Origin of the sequence: Vibrio sp. SCSIO 43140 (assembly GCF_023716585.1) — a bacterium.
Taxonomy (GTDB): domain Bacteria; phylum Pseudomonadota; class Gammaproteobacteria; order Enterobacterales; family Vibrionaceae; genus Vibrio; species Vibrio maritimus_B.
The window spans coordinates 52102-79094 of the sequence record NZ_CP071851.1; the positions used below are offsets into that span (position 1 = coordinate 52102).

Genomic DNA, 26993 nt, shown 5'->3' on the forward strand with positions numbered 1-26993 from the left:
CATGACAACTCAGACCAAAATCAAAGTTTCAAACGTGAGCAAAACCTTTGTTCTGCATAATCAAAATGGCATCGAGCTCGACGTACTACAAGGCGCGGACTTCAATGTAGCGAGTGGCGAGTGTGTAGTACTGAACGGTCGCTCTGGCTCAGGTAAATCAACGCTACTTCGCGCCTTGTACGCCAATTATCTGGTCGACACCGGTGATATTGAGGTTGAGCACCAAGGTCGCTGGGTCAATATCGCAACAGCGCAGCCACGTGAAATCATTAATGTTCGCAAACACACCATCGGTTGGGTCAGCCAGTTTCTGCGCGTGATTCCACGCATTAGTGCGCTTGAAGTCGTTATGCAGCCGATGCTTGAAATGGGCGGATGCCGCACTCTCGCTGAGCAAAAAGCGAAAACCCTGCTTACTCGTCTAAATGTACCAGAGCACCTATGGAATCTAGCACCTGCGACGTTCTCAGGTGGTGAGCAGCAGCGCGTCAACATCGCGCGTGGCTTTATCGTTGATTATCCAATTCTTCTGCTCGATGAGCCTACGGCTTCATTAGATGCTACCAACAGCGCTGTTGTCGTTAGCTTGATTCATGAAGCCAAGCAGCGTGGCGCAGCCATTGTCGGCATCTTCCACGATGCAGCGACACGCGATCAAGTAGCAGACCGACTTTATGACGTGAAAAAGCAGATTGAGCAGGAGAATGCTCAGTCGAATCCAATCTCAGCATGCGCATAACGGGAGAACGCAGCATGATTATCACCAATGTAAATTTGGTTCTTGAGAACGAAGTAGTAAAAGGCTCAATCGAAATGCGTGATGGCAAGATTGTCAGCATGTCGGATTCACAAAGTCAGGTTGCTGGTGCGTACGATGGCGAAGGTGACTACTTGATGCCGGGCTTTATCGAGCTGCACACCGATAATCTAGAGCAATATTTTACCCCTCGCCCTAAAGTCGATTGGCCGCCATTCTCCGCGATGAGTGCGCATGACACCCAGTTGATTGGATCGGGTATCACTACTGTGCTTGATGCTGTTGCGCTCGGTGATTTTCGAGATGAAAAGCGCCAAACTAACCTAGATCTATTTATCAGCACGGTCGTCGACAGCCAAAAACGCAACCTGACACGCGCAGAACACAGGCTACACCTGCGCTGTGAAGTGCCGCATGAGACGACCGTTGGCATGTTTGAAAAGTATGCCAATTTGCCAGAGGTGCAGTTGGTATCGCTAATGGATCATGCGCCGGGTCAGCGTCAGTTTGTTGATGTAGAGAAATATCGTACCTACTACCAAGGTAAGCATAACTTGTCAGACAGCGAGATGGCGGAATTTGAGAGAAAGCAGGTTGAGCTCTCTAACCGCTGGTCAACGCAAAACCGCAATGAGATCTGTCGTCAGTGTCGTGAGCTTGGTATCCCGATGGCAAGTCACGATGATGCGACTATCGCTCACGTTCAAGAATCAAAAGATCTTGATATGGTGATTGCTGAGTTCCCAACGACGGTAGAAGCCGCTAAAAAGTCTCATGAGCTAGGTTTGAAGGTACTGATGGGCGCGCCTAACGTTGTTCGTGGTGGCTCTCATTCTGGTAACGTGGCAGCGCATGAACTGGCGTCTCATGGCGTTCTGGATATCTTGTCTTCAGACTACTATCCAATGAGTTTGCTTGAAGGTATCTACAAGCTCTCTTGGGATGAGCGTAACAGCCTAACCTTGCCAAAAGCAGTACAGCTAGTGACCAAGAACCCTGCTGAGGCCTTGAGTCTTAATGACCGAGGTGTTATTGCGGAAGGCAAGCGCGCAGACTTGGTGTTAGCCAAGCAAGTTGATGGTCATCCATTGGTGGCGCGCGTGTGGCGTGAAGGCAAGAAGGTATTCTAGCCGATGATAGACGTACTTAATTTAGAAGCATCCTCGGATGCTTCTTTTTCATCAACGGCATCCTCGATGTCTGGGGCGACTAATACCAAGGGGAAGATCTACTATATCATTGGTCCCTCTGGCGCTGGCAAAGATACCCTAATTGATGCGATTCGCGCAGAATTTCCCGAAGACATTATTGTTGCCCATCGTTATATCACTCGCCCGTTTGGCGCTGGTGGAGAAAACCATATCGCTATCAGCGAAACCGAGTACTTCTCTAGACAGACCAAAGGGTTGTTTGCGATGAGTTGGCAAGCTCACGGTCTTTGCTATGGCGTTGGTGTGGAAGTGAAGTCTTGGTTAAACAGTGGACTTTCGGTTGTTCTCAATGGCTCGCGAGCGGAGCTTGACCAAGCAAAGCAGACTTTTAGTGATGGTCTAGTGCCCGTTGTTGTGAATGTAAACCTAGAAGTGCTTCGTGAACGTCTAGAGTCTCGTGGTCGTGAATCAGCGCAAGAGATTGAGCGCAGGCTCAAGCGAGCAACGGACTTTGCCATTGCTAGTCAGCAAGGCTGTCATCATATCGATAACAGCGGTGACATCGCCCACAGTGTCGACCAATTTCGTCAGGTACGAGACAGACTTGAGGAAGTGCAGTAATGAAATTGGTGATGCTCGGCACTGGCGACAGTGCCATGGTGCCTGTATGGGGTTGTGACTGTGAGATATGCTCCGCAGCGAGGCTTGATAAGACACTGCGCCGAGAAAAAAGCTCCGCGTATCTCGAGCTCCAAGGTCGCAAACTGCTTTTGGATGCCAATGCCTCCGATCTTCTCGATCGTTTCCCCTCAGGTACGATCGATAAAATATTGTTAACACACTATCACATGGACCATGTCCATAGCTTGTTCGATTTGCGCTGGGGGAAAGGGGCGTCGATTCCGGTTCACTCACCAGACGATGCTAAGGGCTGTGATGATCTCTACAAACACCCTGGCGTACTCGACTTTTCTTTCCGTGCTTATCCTTTCGAATCCTTCGAGTGGCAGGGTATCACGGTCACGCCGCTTCCTCTTATCCACTCCAAGCTGACTCTAGGTTACGCCTTTGAATTTGAGGGGCAGAGTATTGCCTATCTCACGGACACCAACGGTTTACCAAGTGAAACGACTCAGTGGCTTAAAGAGCGAAGCCTTGATTGGATCATCATTGATTGTAATTACCCCCCCATCGAATGCGAGCAAACGAGGGTTAGCAACAATCACAACGATCTCTACCAAGTGGAGAAAATAGCAAAAGATACCCAAGCGAAACACATCGGCATCATGCATGTGGGACATGAGCTGCTACTTTGGGCAAAACACAACCCACAACGCTTTTCAGACCATTTTCAAATTCTCAATGACGGACAGGAGATCCTATTATGAGTCAGCCGCTATCACCAACGCTATCCGCAGCACCAAGCGTCACACCTTGCAGCAGATTACATCGCACAGAATTGGGTCGCTGGACCGAAATTGCAGAGCGCTGCGTGCTCAACAATGTAACCGTGGATGACTACAGTTATATCCAAAACGATAGCAACCTAATGTTCACCAGCGTTGGCAAATTCACCTCTATCGCTGCCGCAGTGCGAATCAACCCAAGCAACCACCCATGGTGGCGTCCAACATTGCATCACTTTACCTATCGTCCGGGAAAGTATGGACTAGGCGAGAACCCATCCACACTGGATGACGAAGTGTTTAGCTGGCGCGAGGAAGATAAGGTCGTGATTGGTCATGATGTCTGGATTGGACACGGCGCGATTATTCTTCCAGGTGTTACAGTCGGCAACGGCTCTATCGTGGGGGCTGGCAGCGTCGTCACCAAAGATGTTCCTCCATATTCCATTGTGGTCGGCAATCCAGCTCGCGTACTGCGCCCACGTTTTGAAGATAAGACCTTTGGACTTAGGCTAGAGGCGTTGGCATGGTGGAACTGGAGCGATGAACAAATCGCAATGGCACTGCCGCTGTTTCAGAAAGACACAGCGGAGTTTTTGGCGCATTTTGAGAATGTGCAGTAGTAGGCATTTATAGATTTGAGTAACATACTTTCTTAGAATACACCTCATTGATATCGCTTTGCCCAAGCGTCTATCGATCTCAATGGGGTGAAATCGTCATTTCCTGACATAAACATCAACAATTTTAGCTCGGACATATCGTATTTTTTAATACGTCCCCACCCCCCTAGATACTCAAATCTCTTTTTCCCCAGCGTCATAATCCGCTCCAAGTTTTACGTGAATTGGAAAGCGAACTTATGAACAAACTTACTCTAGCTACACTGGTTGCTCTTTCTGCAATGAGCACTTCTACAATGGCCGCTGACGAGGCTGAAGTGAATGACCCAGCAGATGTTACGCGCCCACAAACCTTCTTAAAAATCGATTCTGGTGCAAAAGGCAAAGATGGCCTAACTCGTCTGCAACTTAACATGGCGGGTGCTTGGACCGAGAACATCGGTTACCTCGGTTTGGTTGAAGGTGACCTACAAACCAACCTTGATGCGGGTGAAGGTCAGAAGAAAGACTTTGGTCTATCGCGCATTCGTGCACGTTATTTCCAAGTACACAACACAGGCTTAGACCTAATGCCTGAAGTGGGTTTCTCTCTTGATTACATCGGTTATGACAAAAACTGGGTGGCGAAAAATTCAGGTGTGAAAACAACAGTAGCAGTGGGTGCAGTAGCGAAAGTTCTGACACCTTGGGACAACTGGGTGTCTTACCCGAACGTGACGGTTATGCGCAATGAGTATGACAACGGCAAATCTGGCGATGGTTTCCAAGCGAACTGGTTTAACTCTCTTTATCTCACAGAGAAAGGCAGCTACCTACAAGTGAACCCACAGTACTCAAACTATGCGGACGAAACAGGTAAGAATGCGCAAGCGTTAGAAATGCACTTTGAAGGTGGTATTCCACTGTCTCAAGATGGCGCGGTATGGGGACACGTGACTTACTCGGAGCACTTCTTTAAGGGCGGCAACGATTCTCGCATGAAACACCTCGACGGCAACCGTGAAGTACGTGTTGGTGCGACTTGGTTCTTCTAATTTAGCGTCAAAGCTATCGGTCTGCTGAAGCACTTTTGATTCAGTAGACACTACAGGGCAGACCTCGGTAGCCACTAGATGATTGTTTGTACAAGTTCAGGGTGTACAGGGAGGGACAGTCATCTAGTCGGCTACCGTTTTTTTACCTCCTTACTTTTTACCTCATTACCGATAGAGGCATCACTATGTTTAAGAAACTTGGCTTAGAGGGCTGGTTTTCAGCGCACTTTGCATATGGCTTAGTGCAAATCGTATTTATTCCCGTCACCATACCTGCGTTTATTCTGGCTCGCACTGGCTCTGCAACTCAAGCGGGCATGGCCATGGGGCTGTTTGGCTTGGCGGGATTGTTCGCGCCTTTGATCGGTATGCTTGCCGATAAGTTTCAAGCTTACCGCTCCTCACAAGCGCTTGGCTTAATTACCTACCTTTTAGCAGGACTCTGCTTCGTCGCTTCCGGAGAGGATTTCACCTTGATGGCTGTTGGCTCTGTCCTATTTGGTACAGGCTCGGCGATCTTGCTGATGCTCAACCCTGTGTTTATTACCTTTGCCGGTTATGATGATAAGACTGAAGCCACCAAGCTTGGTCGAATGGCGCAAATCCTTATCCTTGGTTCTCTCATTGCGGGGGTTGGCTTCGCATTTGTGACGGATCTTGGTTGGAGCTACGAAGCGCGCTTTATGTTGATGATGGCAGTTGTGGCTTTGCTGCTCGTTGTCACTATGGCAACCAACAAGCAAGCGGCGCAGCGTATTTTGGAAAATGCGGAAGCACGCAAGAAACAAGCCGCATTGGAAGCCGACGCACCCAAGGTCAATATCTTGAAGATCGTGTTCTCAAACTTTGGTTTGTTTATGCTAGCGGTGCTATTGCTATGTGCGGGTCAAGGTGCATTTCAAGCGCAGTTTCCTAACCTGATGGAGAACGCCTACGGCATATCCCAGTCGATGTCGACAGCAACACTATCCGTCACCTCTGTAGTGGGTATTTTCTTGCTGTTCGCGACGGAAAAGTACATTGCAGCGCGTGGCCCAATTAGCCTCTTTAAACTGTGTGCCATCATTTCGATTGTGGTCATCGGCGGTTTGTTTGTTATCGCAAGCGGCAACATGCAACTTCACTACCTAATCGTTCTAACGTTGGTCATGGTTTATCTACAAGGCATTACGGTCACCGATATGGTGTGTCCGGCAATCGCCTCTCGATTGACGCCTGTCGGCGGTGGCTACACTCAAGGTTTGATGATGTTCTACATCTCACTTGGCTTTGGTTTTGGTGGCGTAGTGAGCGGTATTGCAGTAGACAGTTTCGGCTGGGCCTCTTTACCACTCGCGATCGGAGGTTTGTCAGCGCTGTCTTTGGTGTGCATTCTAATTGTTGGCGCCAAAGCGGTAATGGCGCGCAGCAAAGCCTAACGGCGTAAAAGCTCAACGTTTTATCGAAATTCAATGGCTGTGCCTGCTTTGGGTAGAGCCATTTTCTTTTGGCGGAGGAAATATGAAACCATCAAAACTTTGGTATCTTGCCCAAGGCAGTGTCGGCGTCGTGCAATGGGTATCGGTCTCCTTGTTGCTCGCTCCCATTATTATTCAAAACACCGGCAGTGGCGGTTTAATGGGGATGGTCATTGCGATTATTGGCGGCTTTGGGATTAGCGCCCCTTTCATTGGTAAATTGGCTGACATTTACGCTTTGCATCGATCCTTGCAGAAAATCGCCCTTTTGGCCCACTTGCTAGCGTTGGTGCTACTTTATTTCTCGGGCAATGGCGCATTTCTTTATTACGTGATTGGTGGATTAATTGGGTTTGGTACCGTCACCTTGATGCTCCTCAATCCAACCTTTGTGCTATCTAGCAGCCACAATCAGCAGCAAGAAGGTAAGGGTTTGGCAAGGCTGTATCAATCGCAGTTTGTGGGTGTCATTTTAGCTGCGTTGTTAGTGGCAGGACTCCAGTCGCTTGGTTTCACGGTACACACTCAGCTTCTCGCGTTGATGTCGCTTACTGGGGGCATCTTAGTTATTTTGATTGTGTTTCCTCCAGAGCCTGTGACGCAGATGGAGTCAGAACAAGCAAAAGTCGCAACTCAAGCTCCTACGAACGCGCCTTGGTGGCTGTTCTTACTAGCCGTGTTCTTCTCTATGTTTCTCTCGGCGAATCTACTGGAAATGGGCCCGGTACTACTCGAAAAGCTGTTTGCGGTTCAGACATCTAGCAGTGCGATTGGCATGGCGGGTTCGGCACTGCTCTCCATTGTCTTGCTTGAACCGGCGGGAAGATGGATCCAGCGTTCTGGGCCATTCAAAGTCTGGTCCTGTGCGTTGGCCGCTTATATGGTGGTTGGTGTGGCTTTGTATTTGATGATAGGCCACAAAGTGCAATCCTTTCTGCCAGTTCTGTTTATGGTTCTGCTGATGCAGGCGTGTTCTTGGTCAGATATGTCAGTTCCAGCGATAGCGGCTAGGCTCTCACCGTTAACGCCAGCGCTGACACAAGGAACCTTAATGTTTGCGATTGCTGGGGGATTTGCAGCGGGCACCATGATGGCGGGGGTCTCTATTGACCAGTTTGGCTTTGGTTCTGTGATTACTTTCTCAACCGTGTCTATGTTCGTGTCTTTGATATTCGCGGGGTTACTGGCAATTAGGCTCGCAAGGCGTTAGCTATTACCTTGCTTAAGAGGCTCCTAGGCAGGAGCCTCTTTTTTTAGGTGTGCTAGTTGTGTTTAGGTGAATAATTGTGCTGGATGAGGCTGATTGCACTCATCATCTTATTCTTCATGTCGCCATCACTCACAAACCTATCTATGCAGCGCTCAGCGTCGGTCGCAAACAGTGGTTCTATTTCCAATAGACGCTGGTAGCTTGTGATGGCTTCTGTCTGATTGCGGCGATAGCTACAAATGACGGCTCGGAGTAGGTGCGTCCAATAGTGCTGCTCTAGGTTGATCTGTGCCAGTAGACTGTCTGCACGCTGGTAATCACTTTCCATAAGCCAGAATACGCACTCTGCGATAGAAAACCATATGGGAAAGTAGGGGTTCAGCTTTCTAGCATGTTCAATTGTCTTCAATCCTTTTGTGAACTGCCCCGTCATGCACATCTCCCATCCACAAAGGCCGATCAAATAGGACGAGTTAGGGTTTAGGGTCACGATTTGATCGAGATACTGCTCTAGATCCGTCACTTCGCCTAAAGCGCGATTGAGCTGGTAGTCGGCAATCATCGAAAACTGGCTTCTAGGAGCAAACTCCAGTGCTAGTTTGACGTAATGGCTGCCTTTCTCTACCGCATTGTCATAATCAGTGACGCCAAGTAATTCTGTATCAAGATACAAGCAGGCCAACATGCCATAGAGCGATCCATTGCGAAGCTCTCCTTTGGCATCCAGTGCAAGTAAGGCGGTGATGGCGCATTGGTGTCTTTCTTTGGATAGCGTCATTAAATAATGGCGATAGAGAAGGGCAGCCTCATACTCTGGAGTCACGACAATAGTTTGCTGACAGTATCTTTGATAAAGCTCTCGGTGAATCACTCCAAAGGTGGAACCAATGGTGGCAGAAATGAGGCTAACGAGTTCGTCTTGCGACTCAAAAACATTGCCTGTATCTAGGTTGAGTGTATAGCGCTCTGCCCAGACTTGTTCCCCTGTTGCGGTTAGATGCAGTTTGGCATGAACCCGAACCCCATCATCGAGTGGTTGTATGGAGCCTGACAGGAGGAAAGTGGTTTGAGCGGCCGTTGTGAGGGCAGAAATAATATCTAGATGCGTACTATCTGGCTTCGGATGCGTGAAGGTTTGAATGACGGTGATCATGTCAAATTTCGCGAGCTCCGTCGTCAGGTTGTCGTGCGTACCACTGAGTAGCTCAATAACACCATGTTGTTCGCAGATTGGGGTAAAAGGAACCACCGCCAATGAAGGGGCAAGATGAGGTTTGTTTAGCGCCTCTACATCACTATTCCCAGCAGCGTTTGATGTGTTCATCGCGACTTGAATGAGCTCTGGGCGATAGCTGCCACGAGGAACAGAGATGTGGATAGGATCACTTTGTCCGGTACGTTTATAGTACTGTTCTAGCATCGCTCTAAGCTGCCTAGCATGGCTACGCACAATGGTGTCGTTTTTAGCATCGAAGCTGCTTGGGCGATTAAACACCTCAATCGCGATGGTTGATTGCTTTAAGGCGTGACCATGTTGGAATAGCTCTTGATGAACGATATAGCTCAACAGCTTTTTATGCTTGGGTTTGCTGTGGAATTCGGGACTGTCGAAGATGCGGGTGAGCTGCTCGACGACGAGATCGTGTGGGATAAGTTGGTGGCGATGTTTAAAAGTCATGGCGGCTCCAAACACTAAAGGCTAGCAATAATGCTAGCCTTGATTGAGATGATTAGAATTACTTAGATAGCTTTTTAGGTAGCATTTCCAAGACTTGACTTACCCACTTCGGTGTATAGCCGTCACCTTGCCCTCCTGAGTAGGCGAGCGAGCCTTCTTGGTCTGACTCGCCTGATTTCACCTCTTCCGCAACCTCATAGAAATCGCCGATCATGCGTTCTACCTCTTCGTCAGAGATTGGGTCGATGGCAAGATGAATCGCCGGAGGTGTTGAGTTACCCAATAAGCTCCAACCGCGTTGTGACATACCACCCACGACTTTGGTGATATCCAGCGTAGGGGAGTCAATGATCAGCAGCGACAGATCTGTTTTAGCGGTGCGAAGATCAGCGGATTCCGCTAGGCCATCAATGATCATTTGTTTGATGGTCATGATGCGTTTTGCGTTCTCGACGTAACCTTCTTCACCAAGGTAATTCATTACCGCCCATGCACCCGCAGTTGAAGCAAAGGTACGGCTACCTCCCAGTGACTGGGTAAAGTATGCGCCACATGGCCAGTCGTCAACAACGGTGTAGTGGTGGAACTGCTCGTCACCGCCACGGTACATCACAGTCGACATCGGCTTAGGAGCATAGCCATACTTGTGCATGTCAGCGGAAATAGAGCGCACGCCCGGTACAGTGAAGTCCCAGTTCGGAAGCTCGTAGCCCGCTTTCTTAACGAAAGGTGCAAGGTAGCCACCGACACATGCATCAACGTGAAGCCACAGACCTTTTTCTGTTGCCAGATCAGACAGCTCTTCAATGCGATCGTAAACACCGAATGGCCAGCATGGCGCAGAGCCAATAAGACCGATGGTGTTTTCGTTGATGGCGGCTTTGGTCGCTTCGATATCCACGCGGTTATCTGCGGCAACTGGCGTTCGAACGATGTTGATGCCGAAGTACTTGCCACCGCGAGAAAACGCAGAGTGCGCTGAGTACGGAAGAATGATCTCAGGTTCTTTAATGTGCGGCATCGTTTCGCGTGCCCAATCTCGCATTGCCTTCATTGCACAGTAGATGGACTCAGACCCACCGGTTGTGAAGTTAGCGCGCATGTCATCGCTACCGTGGAAGATTTCGCGGATCATCTCGATGAGCTCATCTTCTATTTGGCCCGCTGGCTTGTTCATAAACGTAAACAGCGCGTTGAACGAGAAGAACTTAAGTGCCGCTTGTTCTACGATGTTTTGAATGTCTTCGCTGCCTTTTAGCGAGTACATGCCAAAACGGCCGCCTTCAACAGGTACCATTTCCTGTTTAAGTTCGTCTAGTTTTCCTAGAACTTCGTCTTTGCCGTATCCGCTTTTTGGGAAATACGTTTTACTCTCTTGCATGATTGGCATAGTCAGTACCTATTGATTTAAAAAGTGGCTGCGATAGCCCATCATTAGGGCTGTCAATTTGGATGCGGTCAGCGCAGTAATGTGGTTAACATCATGAGCAGGGCAAAGCTCAACGATATCAAAGCCACAGATATTGCCTTTGGCTGCTCTGTTGAGCTCAAACAGCATATCTTTTTGCTGTTTGAAGGTGACGCCACCCGATTCTGGGTGAGTCGTCCCCGGTACATAAATCGCATCCATGCAATCAATATCGAGTGATGTGTAAGTTGGGGTATTAGGGTCAATCACTTCTTGCATGATGGCTTCTGCACCACGCTCATCTAATTCGTGTACAGGAACAATGCGAATGCCTGCTTCTCTTGCACGCTTAAATTCTTCGGCTGTCGAGTTGCGAGCGCCTACTACCGTGATGTTGCGTACGAAAGGTAACTTACGAATGTGCGTAGTTTGTGTGCCGTGATTGAACTCAGACTCCAGCGGCATATCGGCAAAGTCGAGGTGTGCATCGAAGTAAATAAAATCAATCTGATGCCCCCAATCCTCAAAACCACGAATGAGTGGGAATGTGATAGAGTGATCGCCACCCACAGTCACTGGTACCGCCCCAGCGTTCAGAATCGCTCTGACACTATCGGTGATGCGTCTGCGGTTGAGTTCGCCTTCTTGTGGGCTGATGATGACATCACCAATGTCACCAATTTTCACCCCTTCAAGTAGGGTGAGGTCGGTATCAACGTCGTATAAGCCTACGTCGCCAATATCGAAAAATACGGTCACAGGGTTGTCGCGTAGCGCGTTAGGCATATCTGCCTGACCTGCTTGAATATAGGGGGCAAATGTCCCTTCCGCGAAGGGTACGCCTAGCATGGCGTAGTCTAACTTTTGTGCCGAAAGATCGGTAATGCGCTCTGCACCCATGAAGGTGCGAGGCGGTGCATAGAAATTAGGAATCGTCTCAGACATAGTTATACCTATTGTGTTGTCGAGCTTACTGACGTTAGGCAGCAGCGGTGGACGGTTGAAGTGCTTTGGTAAGTAGAAGCTCTACCTCAGTCCAAGCAACGTCGCCTTCTGCGATGCCTTCTAAGCGGCTTTCAGTCCAGCCTGCACTTTGCTCACTCGGGATCAAATTAAAACTCTGTACGTTTGAGGTGCTGTTGATAAAGCACCAACCTTGATCGGTTTTTAGGATCCCTTTCACCCTTTGGAACTCATTGTTTTCAAAGAGCTTGGTAAGTTCGCTGTAGTTGAACTCACTCTCAGGAGCAAAGCGCCACAGGGCGGTGGTCATGTGTTCATAGTATTGGTCGATACGTGACCAATGCGGGTTGAACAGTTCCATGCGCCCTGTGCGCTTTAAGTGTGCTTTATTCACTTCCGGTTTGGGTATCGACAAGCCAAACTCGCCACCAATAGACACACTCTTTGTCCAATGCTGAGAAGTACTCAGAGCAAGGCTATCAAGGGTTAATTCTGATGTTTTGCACACTATCGCTTTTTGAGGAGATAGCTGTTGCATCGCGTTAGTCCAACCTGACAGTTCATTCGGCTCGGCAATATCGCTGTGAGAAAGTGCAATAATGTCTGCGCATGCGATAGCACGACTTGTCGTGTTATCTTTGAGCGCTTCAATGATCGGCGTCTGGGCATTGATCACTGTGACAATTCGTTCGAGTTTGAGTCGACCGATGAAGTGCTTGTCTCCAAGCAATCCAATTAAGTTCAGCGGATCAGAAACCCCAGAGGCTTCAATCACCAAGCGTTCAAAAGGGCCAGCAACATCTTCCATCAATGCTTCGATTGCCGAGACAGACTCTACCTTGCCAGAGCAACATAAACAGTTGCCCTCAATGGCTTGAAAACCATTGGCTAAAGGAGATAACACTCGACCATCCACTTGAGCTTCGCCGATATCATTGACGAGAACCGCCCATGATTGTTGTTCGGGCTTGGCTTCTAGTAGCTGTTGCAAGAAAGTGGTTTTTCCTACACCTAGTGCCCCAATCACTAGCGTGACAGGAACGGCTTTAGATGTTGCTGGCGTACTCATGGCTTACTCCCCCGGAATCAGGTGAACTTTACCGACAAACTCTTCAACGCCGTTACGGTCGTTGAGCATCTCAAACGCTTCTGCCGCTTTTGACATTGGGAACGTGTGCGTGACTAGCTTGTCGACTTTCTCTTGCATCCACGGGTCGCACAGTGTTTCTAGGATTTCACGGCGGTGGCGGAAGTCCACATCGAATGAAGCTGTGATGGTTTTCTTAGGCCAGCAAACACCGTATTCAGTGTTGAGATCCCATTTCAGATCTGTACCTTGGTCAGCGGCGTAACCAAGTTGAATCATGGTGCCGTAGTGACGTAGAGAGTCTAGACACTTCTGCTGGTAGTATGGGTAGCCAGAACATTCGAACGAGAAGTCAGCGCCACGATTGTCGATCGTGTGAGCTTGGATTTGCTCTAGCCAATCTTCATCTTCAGAGTTGATGATAACGTCTGCACCCAGTTCCGCTGCACGAGCCATACGCTTAGTATCACGACCGATAGCAATCACTTTTGCGCCGCGATATTTTAGGTTGACGATAGTTGCAAGGCCGATAAAGCCGACACCACCCACCACACAAACGTGCTCTTGAGTGATGTGGTGCTCACGTACCGGCGTGTAAGTACAACCGATCAGGCAGTTAGCCGCAGAAGCATACTTGTCAGATAGGCCTTCGGGGATCTTAGAAAGCATGTTGTTCGGGACGAGGCGATATTCACAGAAACCTGCGCCGCCAGATTCAGAGCTGTTCGCTTCTTCGATCTCTTGTGGACCTTTGATGTTGATACAGTGAGTAGCACCTAGGCCGTTTTCACACACCCAGCAATCGCCACACGCCCAGCCTTGGAAGATCACCACACGGTCACCTACTTTGTAGCGGGTTTCACCCGGACCTACAGCCTCAACAACGCCAACACCTTCATGACCAAGTGAAGTATGTGTTTCATGCCACTCGATAAAACCCGTTTTGAAAACGCGGTGTTCAATACAGTTTGGTGCAATCGTTTGACGCACGCGCACAAACCCAGCGGCAGGTTCAGCAACTGGCATTTCCAGCACTTTTGCGCTGCCTTTTTTAATTTCGAGTACTTTGTTGATTTTCATCTTTCATTAACCTTATTGGAAAAGATGAGCTCATAGTGACAGCTGAATCTCGAAAAAAATTGACAAAATCATCTATAATTGACATTTTTGACAATCGTGTCTGCAATATGCTTATAACACTGGATTTTTATGAACCTAAGAGACGAAAAACATCACTTTGCTGCCACCTTGGTGATGAGATTAATGGAAGTGCTAGAGAGTGAGCGACCTTCTATGGCTGCATCACTAAAGCGTCAGTTGAATGAGATGGTATCGAGTGAATCCAAAATCGATTTGGAGCGCGCTGAGCAGCTCGTCAATCATTACAATAAGCACATTAACGGTCTTTATCTTAAGATTTATGCGCGTGTCACATTGGGGGATTTCGGTCTGTATGGCTATGCGATCGCATCCAGTTCAACCGTGCGTAGTGGGCTCACGCTGTCTCAGCAATTCTTGTCGATGACGACAACGTATTACGAAGAGTCGCTACTAGAAGATAGTGATTACCTAACCATTGTGCCGAATATTGACCATCAGCATCACTCTGCGCAAATTTTGAGTGAAGACTTCACGGCTGGATACTGGGCGCTGCTCAAACAAATCATAGTGGGGCATCGTGGTGATATGGATGGCCTCATCCTTGAGTTTTGTTACCCCGCACCTTTTTACTCTGATCTTTATGAATCGCTGTTTTCTGGCTGTACGCTAAGGTTCAATCAACCCATTACCCGAATTAAGTTACCTGCAAGTTGGTTGAGTGAATCGATCTCGCTTGAACGCTCTAAAATAGACCTATTGCTGTCAAAGCAACTGATCGTGGAGTTTGAGGAAGGCACCCACAAGCTCAATGCCGTCGAGCGAAAGATCTCGGAAGTCGTCATTGGTTCACACTTTGTCAAAAGCAATATGTCTGACATTGCTGAGGAGTTTTCAATGTCACCAAGACAGCTCCGCTATTACTTGCAGCGCTCGAATGTGAGCCTCAGAGATGTTGTACTGCGAGCGAGAATGAACGTCGCCTCAAAGCTACTTATCGACACCGAACTCGACATCGGTACCATTGCCGAAACCCTCAATTATAGTGAAGCGAGCGCTTTTGTTCGCAGTTTCAAATCTTTTTATGCCATTTCACCTTTGCAATACCGATTAAGTCAACATGACCCTTTCGTTGGTTAATCATAAACATTTTCCGTTCTAGGTTTTTTGCCAAAAAACTGAGATCTCCGTAGGCACTTTATGGATATAAATGTCAATTTATGTCTTAAATGTCAATTTCTAGCCGTAATTTCTCTGCATAGTGGGCGCATCTAGTAACCACATGGTAGAAGTTATGATTATTGGTGTACCTAAAGAGATTCTCGCAGGAGAAACTCGAGTGGCCGCTACCCCTAAATCAGTAGAAATGCTGACAAAACAGGGGTTTGAGGTTGTGATTGAGCAAGGCGCTGGTGCGTTGGCAAGCTTTGACAACGAAGCTTACGAGGCTGCAGGTGCCTATGTTGGTTTGGCGGATGAAGTTTGGGAAAGCGACCTTATTTTGAAGGTCAACGCTCCGACGTTTGAAGAGATTGAGCTCTTTAAAGAAGGCGCAAACTTAATCAGCTTTATTTGGCCTGCTCAAAATGAAGAGCTCATGCAAAAGCTAACACAGAAGTCTATCAACGTGATGGCGATGGATTGCGTGCCACGTATTTCTCGTGCACAAGCTTTAGATGCGCTGAGTTCAATGGCAAACATCGCGGGTTATCGTGCTGTTGTTGAAGCGGCACATGAATTTGGTCGTTTCTTTACTGGTCAAATAACCGCTGCGGGTAAAGTTCCACCTGCAAAGGTATTCGTTGCAGGGGCAGGTGTTGCCGGTCTTGCGGCTATCGGTGCTGCGGGTAGCCTTGGCGCTATCGTACGTGCGTTTGACGTTCGTCCTGAGGTAAAAGAGCAGGTTGAGTCAATGGGCGCGCAGTTCCTCGAAGTTGATTTTGAGGAAAGTTCTGGCGCTGGCGACGGCTATGCAAAAGAAATGTCGGACGATTTTAACGCTAAGGCTGCTGAACTGTACGCGGCTCAAGCCAAAGACGTTGATATCATCATAACAACTGCACTTATACCGGGACGTCCAGCACCGACGCTAATCACCAAAGAGATGGTGGATAGCATGCAATCTGGCAGCGTGATTGTGGACTTGGCCGCGGCGAATGGCGGTAACTGTGAGTACACAGTTAAAGACCAAGTGATTACGACAGACAATGGCGTCACTATTGTCGGTTATACCGATATGGTGGGTCGTCTACCGACTCAGTCTTCTCAACTGTATGCGACCAACATTGTTAACCTACTAAAACTTCTTAATAAAGAAAAAGACGGTAGCGTGAACATTGACTTTGACGACGTTGTACTTCGTGGTGTAACGGTCGTTAAAGAAGGCGAGCTAACTTGGCCTGCGCCGCCAATTCAAGTGTCGGCGCAGCCTCAAGCTCAAGAGCAGGCAGCAGCGGCTCCCGAAGAAAAAGAACAAAAGCCTGCTTCACCAATGAACAAGCTGATTGCACTAAGTGTCGGTGTGGGCGCGTTTGCGTGGGTAGCCTCGGTTGCTCCAGCCGCTTTCTTAGCGCACTTCACTGTATTTGCTCTCGCGTGTGTAGTGGGTTACTACGTGGTGTGGAATGTCAGCCACTCGCTACATACACCGCTCATGTCGGTCACTAACGCTATCTCAGGCATCATTGTTGTTGGTGCACTGCTGCAAATCTCACAAGGCAACGACATTGTCACGGCCTTATCCTTTTTCGCCATCCTGATTGCGAGCATTAACATCTTCGGTGGCTTTACCGTCACACGTCGCATGCTCGATATGTTCCGTAAAGATTAATAGGGGTTTTCTATGTCTGCAGGACTAGTTCAAGCAGCGTATATTGTTGCTGCGATTTTATTCATCATGAGCTTGGCGGGATTGTCTAAGCAAGAGTCTGCGCGAGCAGGTATCTACTATGGCATCGCAGGTATGGCGATTGCTCTAGTTGCAACGGTATTTGGTCCAGATGCCAGTGGCATCAGCTGGATATTATTGGCGATGGCCGTCGGTGGCGCCATTGGTATCTTCTACGCGCAAAAAGTCGAAATGACGGAAATGCCAGAGCTTGTTGCTGTACTACACAGCTTTGTAGGTCTAGCGGCAGTGTTCGTAGGCTACAACAGCCTATTGCAAGCTCCAGAAGTGGCGACACATGCTGAACACGTGATTCACCTAGTGGAAGTTTTCCTCGGTGTGTTCATTGGTGCAGTGACGTTTACAGGTTCTATTGTTGCGTTTGGTAAGCTCAGAGGCGTGATCAACTCTTCAGCGCTCAATTTGCCACATAAACATAAGCTAAACCTAGCGGCTATCGTTGCTTCAACGGCGCTAATGGTTCAGTTCGTGAACACTGACGGTGGCATACTACCCCTGGTCATCATGACACTTGTCGCGCTGGTGTTTGGCTACCACTTAGTTGCGTCTATCGGTGGTGCGGATATGCCAGTTGTGGTTTCAATGCTGAACTCATATTCGGGTTGGGCCGCCGCGGCAGCCGGTTTCATGCTCGCCAACGATCTCCTTATCGTAACGGGTGCATTGGTAGGTTCTTCTGGGGCAATCCTCTCTTATATCATGTGTAAAGCGATGAACCGCTCGTTCATCAGTGTGATTGCAGGTGGCTTTGGGTCTACTCAAACGGCGTCTTCTTCTGATGAAGAACAAGGCGAGCACCGTGAAGTTCAAGCGGAAGAAGTCGCGGAGATGCTTAAAAACTCTCGCAACGTGATCATCACACCGGGATATGGTATGGCCGTCGCACAAGCTCAGTACCCAGTACACGAGATCACTGAAAAGCTTCGTGCGAAAGGTGTCAATGTTCGCTTTGGTATTCACCCTGTCGCTGGTCGCTTGCCTGGTCACATGAATGTACTGTTGGCGGAAGCAAAAGTTCCGTACGACGTCGTACTCGAAATGGACGAAATCAACGATGACTTCGATGAAACCGATACTGTTCTGGTGATCGGTGCAAACGACACCGTAAACCCAGCAGCAATGGAAGACCCAAATAGTCCTATCGCTGGCATGCCAGTGCTAGAGGTTTGGAATGCTGCAAACGTCGTAGTGTTCAAGCGCTCTATGAACACAGGTTATGCGGGTGTTCAAAATCCTCTGTTCTTTAAAGAAAATACCTCGATGCTATTTGGTGACGCCAAAGACAGCGTCGATGCAATCGCGAAAGCGCTAGCCGCTTAATGTAACAAGTGGGGAGTTGATGCTCCCCGCTCATTGGGTCCCCTTTTTCCCCTCATTTTCGTTTGCCAATGTACCCACAAAACAAACTGAATAAAGTGCTTGTAATGAATCTATAACTCCACAAAGGACACCCACCGAAACTTTCAGAGAACGTTAATAGGCGCTGTTTGTTATCGCCAATACCACAGGTGATAGCAGACCACCGTTTGCATAGTGGGTCAGGTTCGTCATGTTTGGCCTGGCCCTTTTTTCTTGAGGGGACGTGCGTGTAATTCTTATGATAAAAAACGTGTTAAACAAACTTGGAATAGAACTCTGGTTTTCTTCGCACCTTGCCTATGGCTTTGTTCAACTGGTATTTATACCCGTTATTCTGCCCGCCTTTGTTGCAGAGAGAACAGGCAGTCTTGCCAATGCGGGTATCGCGATGGGATTTTTTGGTATCGCAGGGTTACTTGCCCCTGTCATTGGTTGGCTGGCTGATAGGTTTAAGTCACACCGCTATGTCCAAGTGATGGGAATGGGCGGCTATGTGTTAGCAGGAGCATGCTTCATTTTTGCGGGTCATGACTTGCCACTAATGTTGGCGGGTTCGGCGCTTTTTGGTATTGGTTCTGCAACTCTGCTTATGCTTAATCCAGTGTTCATCACCTTTGCGGGGCTAGACAGTAAAACAGAGGCAATTAAGCTTGGTAGATTAATTCAGGTTTCCATCATTGGAACGCTACTCGGCGGCGGTCTTATTGCGATGCTAATGGACGCTCAAGTAGGCTATGAGGTTTGTTTCGGAGTCATGATGGTTATCATCTCTGTGCTCGCATTGATCACACTCGTCTCGAATAAGCAGGCTGCGCAAAGAGTGTTGGACTATGCTCTTCAGCAAAGTGAGTTGCAGCAAAGTGCGCAACCGCAAGAAGTTAAGCAGCAAGAACCTCAGCAGCGAGTTAACAGCGAAGAGACAGGCTCAAGTATCCTTTCGATTCTTCGCTCAAGATTTGGATTATTTCTGTTTGCCGTTGGTGCACTCTGTGCGGGGCAAGGGATTTTTCAAGCGCAGTATCCAAATCTTGTGGGAGAGGCATTTCTTGTTCCTCAATCTATTGCTGCCGCTACGTTATCAATCTCTGCAGTGCTTGGGTTAGTGGTTGTTCTTTTTGCGGAACGGTATTCTTCGGTTAAGGGGCCGATCGCTCTATTTCGAGTTTGCACCATAGTGTCTGTATTGGTGGCGTTATGTCTCGTGATGATCATTAAAAGTCCATCGGAGGTGTTTTATCTTATCCCGGTTGCGTTGGTTGTGACTTACCTGCAGGGAATCACCTTAACGGATATGTCCTCTCCCGCAGTGGCGTGCCGTTTAAGCACATGTGGTGGCGGTTATACCCAGGGTTTGATGATGTTTTTCATCTCGATTGGGTTTGCATTTGGAAGCGGTATAAGCGGGTTTATTGCTGAATCGTTAGGGTGGGCGGCGGTGCCATTTGCGATCATGGTATTGACCGCATTAGCCATGGTTATCATCCTTGTATTGTCGGCTGAAAAAGCGCGAGAGAGAACGTCGACAATGACCAATTATTGACACCAATCCACATCACTAAACAATGGCAAAATCATGCCTTCCTGATTTTGCCATTGTCGCGACTATGAGTGCCTATTTAACCAAATAGAGGTGTGGTCGTTTGCGCGGCGGCGGAGTTTGTTGCTCTGCGACAGGAGTATTTTCAACGGACTCACTAACCATCTTGGTTTCTTCGGTATCTGCTCTGGGGCGCGCAAATACATAGCGCAGGTTTGCGATACACGCTATGGACGCGACGATAGCGAAGAGCAAGGCTGGGGTACCATCCATAATATCCATATAGAAGATTGCAACTGCGACAACGACGAGAGAGCCGAAAGCGGCGTTGATGTTTGCTTGGCGAGGTGTACAGCTCGTACTTGTTGATTCCATTTTTTACCACCCATCTATGTCAGTGTTAAAACGACTGCGGACAGTACAATTGTAAAACATTTGATTCACAAAAAAACTTCGCGCGATCAACAATTAGAGGTTCCAGTTAGTTCGAACGCACATTTTAAGCACTTGGTCTTTTTCTCGATATTGACGTCATCAAACTCGAACGCTTCAAACTTTAGATGCCTTTGTCGTTGTTCCTATTTTTCAGTAAATTTCATGAGTATCTTTATAGTGGCATCGTGAGTCGTGCAATCATTAATTTACTGGTTACTCGGAATATCCCGGAAAGCACTCCATTTCAGAGCAGAGTTAATCGATTATTTAGTTAGAGGTTTATAGACAAGACTTGTATCAATGAAAAAAGAGATTGGTTGTAATATTCTCCTGCAATAAAAATAAAGGCAGGGATTGTTATTTTTTGGGTGTATTAGTGAGGTACAAATAATGGTCCGTATTAATGAATGTGGGCAGTGATTGCTGTTGAGCGATGACGAAATAGAAGATAGCACCGGCAAAGGCAGGGTGTTTAGATAGATAGGAAATTAAATTTGAAACCATTTTGCAAAGCAACCGCGTCTCTGATGGTGGCTATACTTATCGGTAATGTGACTGGATGTGAAAGAAAGTCGACGAACACTGAACCTGTCCCCCCTAGTAATGTATTTACCGAACTAGAGGATACAGATTTAGACCAGATTCCAGATATCTATGATGATTTTCCAAATGACCCCAATGAGTTTACTGATGCCAACTTTAATGGAATTGGTGATAACCAAGACGGCAGTGCTGTAAATCGTGGTGGTAGCCGAGAAGACATCACAACCTTAAAAGAACGGATTGTGAGTTTTAATACAGGATTAGGTTCATTAGAAATTGATCCATCGAGCTCTGTTTATTCTCAGGTAGGAGTGAAAACAAGGAAAGTTGAGTCTAAAGTGACGGCGGCTATCGCTCATTATGAAGATGGTCAAACATATAACTTAAAGTTTGACGAGAAGGGAAACATAATCAGTGCTAATCGATTAACACAGGATAGGTTTGGAAGTACGGTAGAAGATATTTATTTTTTAGTGCTTGGAAGTCACCTAGAAAAAGACGAAGCTGCTAAGCAACTAGAGTTGAAAGCCATGAATCTAGTTAAGTGGCTTCGATGGAACGGAATAAAGCATAATGATGTCTCACTAATGGATGGTTGGTATCTAAGTGTATTTGGACAAGCCGTCTTGCTACTGGAGGGTAAACTTGATACCTATGGTCTCCATGAGTACTTATTGTCGTTAATGTGGCAAGGAAGGGTGGGTAAATCCGGTATTAATGAGTTGGTCAATTTTGACTATTCCAATGTGGATTTTCGTGATGATAGGTACTATAGTGCCGACTTACTTCGAACCGAAATATTTTATCATTTTGCTGGAATTATCCTTCTACCTGAGAACACATCTAATCAAGTTAGCCACAAAGTTGCTAAACTCACCCAGTTTAAACGATATCTAGCCGAAGTGCTGTTGCCAACAGCAGGATTGCATAGCTTCCTTAAGCCTGATGGTAGCGCGTACCATCACTATACTAATTATATGAGTGCTTACTCAGGCCATGGTGTATATAGTTTGACCCGTTTAGGGTATTTATTGAGTGGAACGCATTGGGCACTAGATGAAGAACAGTTCTCCTTATTATCAGAATATGTAAAAGGGTATTACTTCTATTGCAGCTTATATACAACCCCAGCCGGTGGGCGTGGTAGGTTTCCTTATACGGTAGGTATGCCGAAAGGAATGTATGAGATGACCTATGTATTAGCCGATATTTTGCCCAATGATGATGTTTTGCAGCAAATGGTCGTGAATTACCATCAAAAGGGAATAGCAAATAATTACTCTCCTACTTATCGTTTAAATCAAATGGGCTTCCCGGGTGTTTTAAAGCCCTTGGAGGCTCTGACGGACAAAATAAATAGTGGCGCAGAACCCAAGCTGATATCTGGTGCTCATTACTTCCCTTATAGCAGCTTGTATGCCGCGCGCCAGAGTAACTGGCTAGCGACTATCAAGGGATTTGACCGCTGGAGTTGGAGTTATGAGGGAGGGATTACAGCATCAAATAAGGAGAACCTATACGGCCTATATGATAATTACGGTTCGTTGGAGGTGAACTATTTCGATAAAAGTACACCAACGGACGGCGAAGCGACAAACCAAGTGGGTTATCAACATGGGCACCAGTGGTCACATGTTGCCGGCACGACGGTACCATATCGAACACCTGAGGAAATGCTAGAGGATCGGGTGCAGTCTCGATTGAGACTTCAGAAGACAAGCACTGGCGGTGTTGGCCTTAACTCGCAAGATGGAACAAGTCATGGAATATATATGCTTGATCTTTCTGGTTTTTTACCGGCAGCAAAAGACGTTCACTTTACCGCGCGTAAGAGCTATTTTCAGCTAGGTAATAAAATCATAGCGTTAGGATCTTCTATTAGTAACCAAGCGACTGAGATCGAGGGGAAAATCAAAGACTACCCTATTCACACAACGGTATTGCAAACTCGTAGCATTAAAGACAGTGCCTCTGAGCCGATCTACGTAGACAGTGCGAATCCAATTTCAGATGTCGAGTACAGTAGTGAATTTGCAAGTGGTGACGCCTTGATACTCGTAGATAACTATCAGACAGGTTACTTTCTTCCTGATAACAATGGTGTGAAGATTGAGCGAGGCAATATGACATCGCGTGATAGAACGTCTCAAGATGGCTCAATTACTAATCAAGGTCACCGGAATGTTGTTTGGTTTGATCATGGCTCAAGCCCGAGTAACGCAGGGTACGAATATGTTGTGTTGCCAAATCATGATTATGATGAAGTGAACAGTTTCAAAACACGTTACCTAGCCGGACAAGAGTACAGTGTTGAAGTCAAAAATGAACACCAACACATTGTGCATGATAAAAGTGAAAATATTTGGGCATATGCGCTCTTTTCTAGCGACCAGTATTTACCTGTCGGGCCGTTAAAAGGAGCGATGTTGACAGAAGCAAAAGCCAATGAAAAGGAGCAGATGCTGGAAGCTGATGATGCCATTGTTGCGATTGTTAGGCAAAACGCAGACCGTATGGAAGTCGCTGTAGCCTACCCAGACTTACGTTTATTTGATGGTGTTCTTACTGGATACAATGTGAGTGGTAATAAAACGTACAGCGCCCCAGCTGTAATAACTATCGAGCTGGAAGGAAGTTGGAAGCTGAGTTCCTCGATTGACGGCGTAACTTGCAATGGTGGTAGTGACACCACGCTACTGAGTGTTGAGTTAGTTGATGGGTTAACCAAAACTCTCGTACTTAATAAGTAGGCGTTCAACTTATGCTAAGCGTCTCTGCTAGAAAACGATAAGCGGGGCGCTTGGGGCACCCCGCTCTATGCAACATTCGATGACTAATCGCAATAGACTTTAGCGTTTTGCGTTGATTCCCAGCCTTTTCTTTAGAATTTTCCTTCGTACAATCAAAAGTAGCCCAGCGCCGACCAAATACATGGCCGGCTCTGCTATCTCTGATTTGACCGACCAATAAAAGTGGATAGGCGCAAGAGTCGCTGCCAAGTAGACCCAGTTGTGCAGCTTCTGCCACTTTGATCCCAACCTACGCATCATGGCTTGTGTTGATGTGACCGATAGCAGCAGTAAAATAATCCAGACGGCGGCACCAACAGTTAGGTACGGTCGTTTGACTATTTCGGAGGCGAGCAGGCTCCAGTCTAGTCCGAGATCTAATGTCACAAAAGCGGTGAGGTGTAACACCGCCCAAAAGAAGCTGTAGAGCCCGAGTAATCTTCTGACTCGAACTAGCAACCCTTGTTTACTCCATCTTGCTAGCGGTGAAACCAGTAGGGTGACAAACAGGGTATTGAGCGCACTGATGCCAGTGAAGTGAATGATGTACTGCACTGGGTCACCACCCAAGTTGTCATTGATGATGGCTATCGCTAATAACGCAAAAAAGCCAAGCGACACCGTATGAATAAGTACCTTCAGTGCGATAATCGACTTTGGGGTGAGCTTCATCAATAGAACTTCCTCAAGTCCATATCTTTGTATAGATGTGCTACCTCTTCTTCATAGCCATTGAACATCAAAGTCGGCTGTCTGCGACTGCTCAGCACGCTTCCTTCACCAATAAAGCGCTCGCTTGCTTGGCTCCATCTTGGGTGGTCGACCTGAGGATTAACATTGGCATAAAAGCCGTACTCACTTGGCGCAGAGCGGTTCCAGGTTGTTGGCGGCTCTTTGTCAGTAAGGCGAATACGAACAATGGACTTAATGCTTTTAAAACCGTACTTCCATGGCACAACAAGCCTTAGTGGTGCACCGTTTTGCGGGGCAAGCGTTTTGCCGTAAAGTCCAACAGAGATAAGCGTGAGCGGGTTCATCGCTTCATCGAGTCTTAGTCCCTCGACGTAAGGGTAATCAATACTGCTCCATGAGCGCTGTGCTGGAAACTGTTTTGGATCGTAAAGCGTTTCAAACGCCACGTAGTTCGCTCCGCTTTGGGGATCTGCCATTTTGATTAGGTCGGCAAGCGGAAAACCAATCCAAGGGATATTCATCGACCAAGCCTCCACGCAGCGCAATCTGTAGATTCGCTCTTCAAGTGTAAACTTGTTGAAAATGTCATCGTAATCGAGCTTGATTGGGTTGTTGACCAAACCATCGATCTCAACTGTCCAAGGATCAGTGATGAACTCAGACGAATTGTTGGCAGGGTCGCCTTTGTCAGTGCCAAACTCGTAAAAGTTGTTGTATTTAAGTACCTTGCTTTCAGGAGTGAGAGATAATTTTGCTTGATATTGCTCTGGTTTAGTGACGTCAAGGTTAACTCTAGGGTCAGTTGTTGCTGTCGTCTCTTTCGAGGAGAAAATATCAAATATCCCAGCTTGGGCATTGGCTGCCAGTGGCATTCCTACCACCGCAATCCCGAGCTTTTTTAAAATCTCTCGTCGCTCTTTGTAAACCGACTCTGGCGTGGCGTCGTTTTCAGATAATGCCCAGCGATGGTTCTTCTTGATTAACATACTCTTCCCCTGATGATGCTTGCGTGTTCGCAAGCGACGAATTTGTCGTTTATAAACTTAACCAGACCGAGTTAGAGCAGAAAGTCTTTCATTAATTTTTATCGCTACCTTAAACATGGTTTGAGAAGGGTCGTTGGTCTTTAAGCCGTAGACAAAAGGCTTCCTCATAAGTATCGTAACCCAGTTAATATCGAGAGGTTTTATGGCACGCATAACGTCAGAACAAAGACAAAAAAACAAACGCACTTATGATGCAATGATCGTAGATCTTTTCTTGGAAGAAGGCTGGAAATCCATTACCTATGATCGTTTGACAAAAGAGTTAGGATTACCAAGAAAATCCTCTCTTCAGGCGTATTACCCGTCATCTGCACACTTTATTGAAGCGTTACGTGGAAAGATGTTTCCGATGGCAGCGGAGTGCTTGGATTTTAGCTCTTATGATAAGTTTGTTGACTCGTGGATTTCTGCATTAGAACAGCACCGTATCTTTCGAGACGTAGTAATGATGATGGTTAATCACATGGTGAGTAACCCGGATTCAGACTTAGGTATGATTGGTTACACTCGGTTTTTTAATCGATTGGAAGGGAACCTTGGAAAGGATGCCGCTCAGGATGCCATCGAAAAAGTCCTTGGCATCACTGTTCTTCAATTTATGAAAGTACAAAGTTAGCTGGCTAACCCACTTTCTCTGTAGAGTCATTAGTCATACATCTTTCGATAGATTAACTCGCCAAAAACAGATTTGATCGCAGCGATCGCTTCTTCTTCTCCAATTTCTGCGCTTAGGTGGTGTTGCAGTCTCAGTACTCCATTGCGAGAGTGCGGGCTAGTACCATCTTTGAGGATATTCTGTAAAAGCATTTCCACTGTCTCTCTAAAGACATGATTGTCTTTGTCTTGATAAGCGTTGAGCCAAGAGTCAATAAACTTTTCTTTAGACTCGAAATTCAAAACCTCCAAAACAATGGGAAAAACCACACCTTGTAGCGCGGTTGCAAACATCACGTTGCTCGGGTAGTAAGCTTGGATACTACTTTTTCTTACGTTAAATTCCTTTGCTAATCGGTCGTAAGTGACTGAAGACCAACCTTCATTAAGAAAAATGTTGACGATGCATTCGTCCATTTTCTCTTTCTTCTCGCGCCTTTCCTGGGCTGTAATTCTAGCCATGTTACCAGCTTTGTGTCCTAAGTGCTTAAAATCATGAATTAAATTTTAGCATGCAAAATTTATTTGTACTAGTACTAAAAAATTGTTGCAATTGGTACTGGTACCAATTAATATGCCCACCAAGCCACAGGGGCGACACAAAATACATTCTAATGCTGCCCCTGCTTTTTTATTTTTAATTAGTATTAGTACGTAAAGGTATATCAAATGAAAAACTCTATTATTGCTCTCGCTTTGGTTGCTGTTTCTGGTTCTACTTTCGCAGCTGAATTCGGCACGAAATCTAATGGTGCTGAGTTCGAAACGCATATTCCTTCTGTATGTGGTGTTGTAGTTGATCAGGACTTTGAGTCCATTGAACTTGATAAAAAAGCTAAAACCACAGTGAAATTTGCTTTTAAAAACAACGTATCTAACAAGACTACCGTTCAATACTCTGGCAAAACGAATATGGAATATATGAATGGTACGAATGCGGCGGATTCAATTATGGTTGATATAGAGGGTGCTACAGGAAAGCCTCCGATGCTGGATAACTTAGATAGTAAGAATGCGAAAGTTGTCCTTGAAGCTGACAACGGTCAAGTGGTTACTAACGAGGTTACTCTTGAATTTGCAGGACGTGGTGATCGCGCGCTTAAGTCAGGTGATTTCACTACTCATCTCGTTGCAAGCATCTCTTGTAAGTAACCGAG

24 protein-coding genes are annotated in these 26993 nt (G+C 47.0%); 15 read left to right on the forward strand and 9 right to left on the reverse strand.

Annotated elements, in window-relative coordinates; all coding sequences use genetic code 11:
- Position 1 precedes the first annotated feature (1 nt).
- The 8 genes from phnL (at position 2) to J4N45_RS18940 (ending at position 7638) form a co-directional block, all read left to right on the forward strand.
- On the forward strand, positions 2 to 739 hold the full coding sequence (phnL, locus tag J4N45_RS18905; RefSeq protein ID WP_252016028.1) for a phosphonate C-P lyase system protein PhnL: 738 nt from the start codon (positions 2 to 4) through the stop codon (positions 737 to 739).
- 14 nt (positions 740 to 753) lie between these two features.
- Positions 754 to 1887 (forward strand): alpha-D-ribose 1-methylphosphonate 5-triphosphate diphosphatase, encoded by a 1134-nt coding sequence (gene phnM / locus J4N45_RS18910; protein ID WP_252016029.1) that lies wholly within the window; start codon positions 754 to 756, stop codon positions 1885 to 1887.
- A gap of 3 nt (positions 1888 to 1890) precedes the next feature.
- On the forward strand, positions 1891 to 2529 hold the full coding sequence (gene phnN / locus J4N45_RS18915) for a ribose 1,5-bisphosphokinase (protein WP_252016030.1): 639 nt from the start codon (positions 1891 to 1893) through the stop codon (positions 2527 to 2529).
- Positions 2529 to 3296 carry a phosphonate metabolism protein PhnP gene (gene phnP / locus J4N45_RS18920; protein WP_252016031.1) on the forward strand — a complete coding sequence of 256 codons (768 nt, stop codon included), beginning with the start codon at positions 2529 to 2531 and terminating at the stop codon, positions 3294 to 3296. The genes phnN and phnP overlap by 1 nt, the downstream gene beginning before the upstream one ends.
- Complete coding sequence (locus tag J4N45_RS18925) at positions 3293 to 3937, forward strand: DapH/DapD/GlmU-related protein (protein ID WP_252016032.1); 645 nt, start codon at positions 3293 to 3295, stop codon at positions 3935 to 3937. The genes phnP and J4N45_RS18925 overlap by 4 nt, the downstream gene beginning before the upstream one ends.
- 239 nt (positions 3938 to 4176) lie before the next feature.
- On the forward strand, positions 4177 to 4971 hold the full coding sequence (locus tag J4N45_RS18930) for an outer membrane protein OmpK (RefSeq protein WP_252016033.1): 795 nt from the start codon (positions 4177 to 4179) through the stop codon (positions 4969 to 4971).
- Between the two features lie 185 nt (positions 4972 to 5156).
- On the forward strand, positions 5157 to 6389 hold the full coding sequence (locus J4N45_RS18935; RefSeq protein WP_252016034.1) for an MFS transporter: 1233 nt from the start codon (positions 5157 to 5159) through the stop codon (positions 6387 to 6389).
- A gap of 82 nt (positions 6390 to 6471) precedes the next feature.
- Positions 6472 to 7638 (forward strand): MFS transporter, encoded by a 1167-nt coding sequence (locus J4N45_RS18940; RefSeq protein ID WP_252016035.1) that lies wholly within the window; start codon positions 6472 to 6474, stop codon positions 7636 to 7638.
- A gap of 52 nt (positions 7639 to 7690) precedes the next feature.
- Here J4N45_RS18940 and J4N45_RS18945 read toward each other — a convergent pair whose 3' ends face one another.
- From J4N45_RS18945 to J4N45_RS18965, 5 genes are read right to left on the reverse strand one after another with little or no spacing between them, the layout of a single operon-like run.
- On the reverse strand, positions 7691 to 9316 hold the full coding sequence (locus J4N45_RS18945) for a hypothetical protein (RefSeq protein ID WP_252016036.1): 1626 nt from the start codon (positions 9314 to 9316) through the stop codon (positions 7691 to 7693).
- A gap of 58 nt (positions 9317 to 9374) precedes the next feature.
- Positions 9375 to 10706: a pyridoxal phosphate-dependent decarboxylase family protein gene (locus J4N45_RS18950; RefSeq protein WP_252016037.1), complete on the reverse strand. Its 1332-nt coding sequence runs from the start codon at positions 10704 to 10706 to the stop codon at positions 9375 to 9377.
- 9 nt (positions 10707 to 10715) lie between these two features.
- Positions 10716 to 11669: an arginase family protein gene (locus J4N45_RS18955; protein ID WP_252016038.1), complete on the reverse strand. Its 954-nt coding sequence runs from the start codon at positions 11667 to 11669 to the stop codon at positions 10716 to 10718.
- 34 nt (positions 11670 to 11703) lie between these two features.
- Positions 11704 to 12756 carry a GTP-binding protein gene (locus J4N45_RS18960; protein ID WP_252016039.1) on the reverse strand — a complete coding sequence of 351 codons (1053 nt, stop codon included), beginning with the start codon at positions 12754 to 12756 and terminating at the stop codon, positions 11704 to 11706.
- Between the two features lie 3 nt (positions 12757 to 12759).
- On the reverse strand, positions 12760 to 13854 hold the full coding sequence (locus tag J4N45_RS18965; RefSeq protein ID WP_252016040.1) for a zinc-dependent alcohol dehydrogenase: 1095 nt from the start codon (positions 13852 to 13854) through the stop codon (positions 12760 to 12762).
- A gap of 129 nt (positions 13855 to 13983) precedes the next feature.
- On the opposite strand from J4N45_RS18965, the gene J4N45_RS18970 reads away from it, so the two are divergent.
- The 4 genes from J4N45_RS18970 to J4N45_RS18985 all read left to right on the forward strand — a co-directional run bounded on the left by J4N45_RS18970 (position 13984) and on the right by J4N45_RS18985 (position 19679).
- A complete protein-coding gene (locus J4N45_RS18970; protein ID WP_252016041.1) occupies positions 13984 to 15012 on the forward strand; it encodes an AraC family transcriptional regulator in 1029 nt (342 codons plus the stop codon).
- Positions 15013 to 15166: 154 nt separating this feature from the next.
- A complete protein-coding gene (locus J4N45_RS18975; protein ID WP_252016042.1) occupies positions 15167 to 16702 on the forward strand; it encodes a Re/Si-specific NAD(P)(+) transhydrogenase subunit alpha in 1536 nt (511 codons plus the stop codon).
- Between the two features lie 12 nt (positions 16703 to 16714).
- On the forward strand, positions 16715 to 18100 hold the full coding sequence (gene pntB / locus J4N45_RS18980) for a Re/Si-specific NAD(P)(+) transhydrogenase subunit beta (protein ID WP_252016043.1): 1386 nt from the start codon (positions 16715 to 16717) through the stop codon (positions 18098 to 18100).
- A 289-nt stretch (positions 18101 to 18389) separates the two neighbouring features.
- Complete coding sequence (locus J4N45_RS18985) at positions 18390 to 19679, forward strand: MFS transporter (protein ID WP_252016044.1); 1290 nt, start codon at positions 18390 to 18392, stop codon at positions 19677 to 19679.
- A gap of 72 nt (positions 19680 to 19751) precedes the next feature.
- Here the strand turns inward: J4N45_RS18985 and J4N45_RS18990 are convergent, their stop codons facing one another.
- Positions 19752 to 20051, reverse strand: a complete 300-nt coding sequence (locus tag J4N45_RS18990) for a hypothetical protein (protein ID WP_252016045.1) — start codon at positions 20049 to 20051, stop codon at positions 19752 to 19754.
- 554 nt (positions 20052 to 20605) lie between these two features.
- Between J4N45_RS18990 and J4N45_RS18995 the strand changes: the two genes are divergently transcribed.
- Complete coding sequence (locus J4N45_RS18995) at positions 20606 to 23404, forward strand: polysaccharide lyase family 8 super-sandwich domain-containing protein (protein WP_252016046.1); 2799 nt, start codon at positions 20606 to 20608, stop codon at positions 23402 to 23404.
- A 99-nt stretch (positions 23405 to 23503) separates the two neighbouring features.
- On the opposite strand, the gene msrQ is transcribed toward J4N45_RS18995, so the two are convergent.
- Positions 23504 to 24118 carry a protein-methionine-sulfoxide reductase heme-binding subunit MsrQ gene (gene msrQ / locus J4N45_RS19000; protein WP_252016047.1) on the reverse strand — a complete coding sequence of 205 codons (615 nt, stop codon included), beginning with the start codon at positions 24116 to 24118 and terminating at the stop codon, positions 23504 to 23506.
- On the reverse strand, positions 24115 to 25122 hold the full coding sequence (msrP, locus tag J4N45_RS19005; RefSeq protein ID WP_252016048.1) for a protein-methionine-sulfoxide reductase catalytic subunit MsrP: 1008 nt from the start codon (positions 25120 to 25122) through the stop codon (positions 24115 to 24117). Before msrP ends, msrQ begins: the two co-directional genes overlap by 4 nt.
- A 202-nt stretch (positions 25123 to 25324) precedes the next feature.
- Here msrP and J4N45_RS19010 point away from each other — a divergent pair, with 202 nt between their 5' ends.
- Positions 25325 to 25798 carry a TetR/AcrR family transcriptional regulator gene (locus tag J4N45_RS19010; RefSeq protein ID WP_252016049.1) on the forward strand — a complete coding sequence of 158 codons (474 nt, stop codon included), beginning with the start codon at positions 25325 to 25327 and terminating at the stop codon, positions 25796 to 25798.
- Between the two features lie 29 nt (positions 25799 to 25827).
- On the opposite strand, the gene J4N45_RS19015 is transcribed toward J4N45_RS19010, so the two are convergent.
- Positions 25828 to 26298: a TetR/AcrR family transcriptional regulator gene (locus J4N45_RS19015; protein WP_252016050.1), complete on the reverse strand. Its 471-nt coding sequence runs from the start codon at positions 26296 to 26298 to the stop codon at positions 25828 to 25830.
- A gap of 207 nt (positions 26299 to 26505) precedes the next feature.
- Between J4N45_RS19015 and J4N45_RS19020 the strand changes: the two genes are divergently transcribed.
- Positions 26506 to 26988, forward strand: a complete 483-nt coding sequence (locus J4N45_RS19020) for a hypothetical protein (RefSeq protein WP_252016051.1) — start codon at positions 26506 to 26508, stop codon at positions 26986 to 26988.
- Positions 26989 to 26993: the final 5 nt, after the last annotated feature.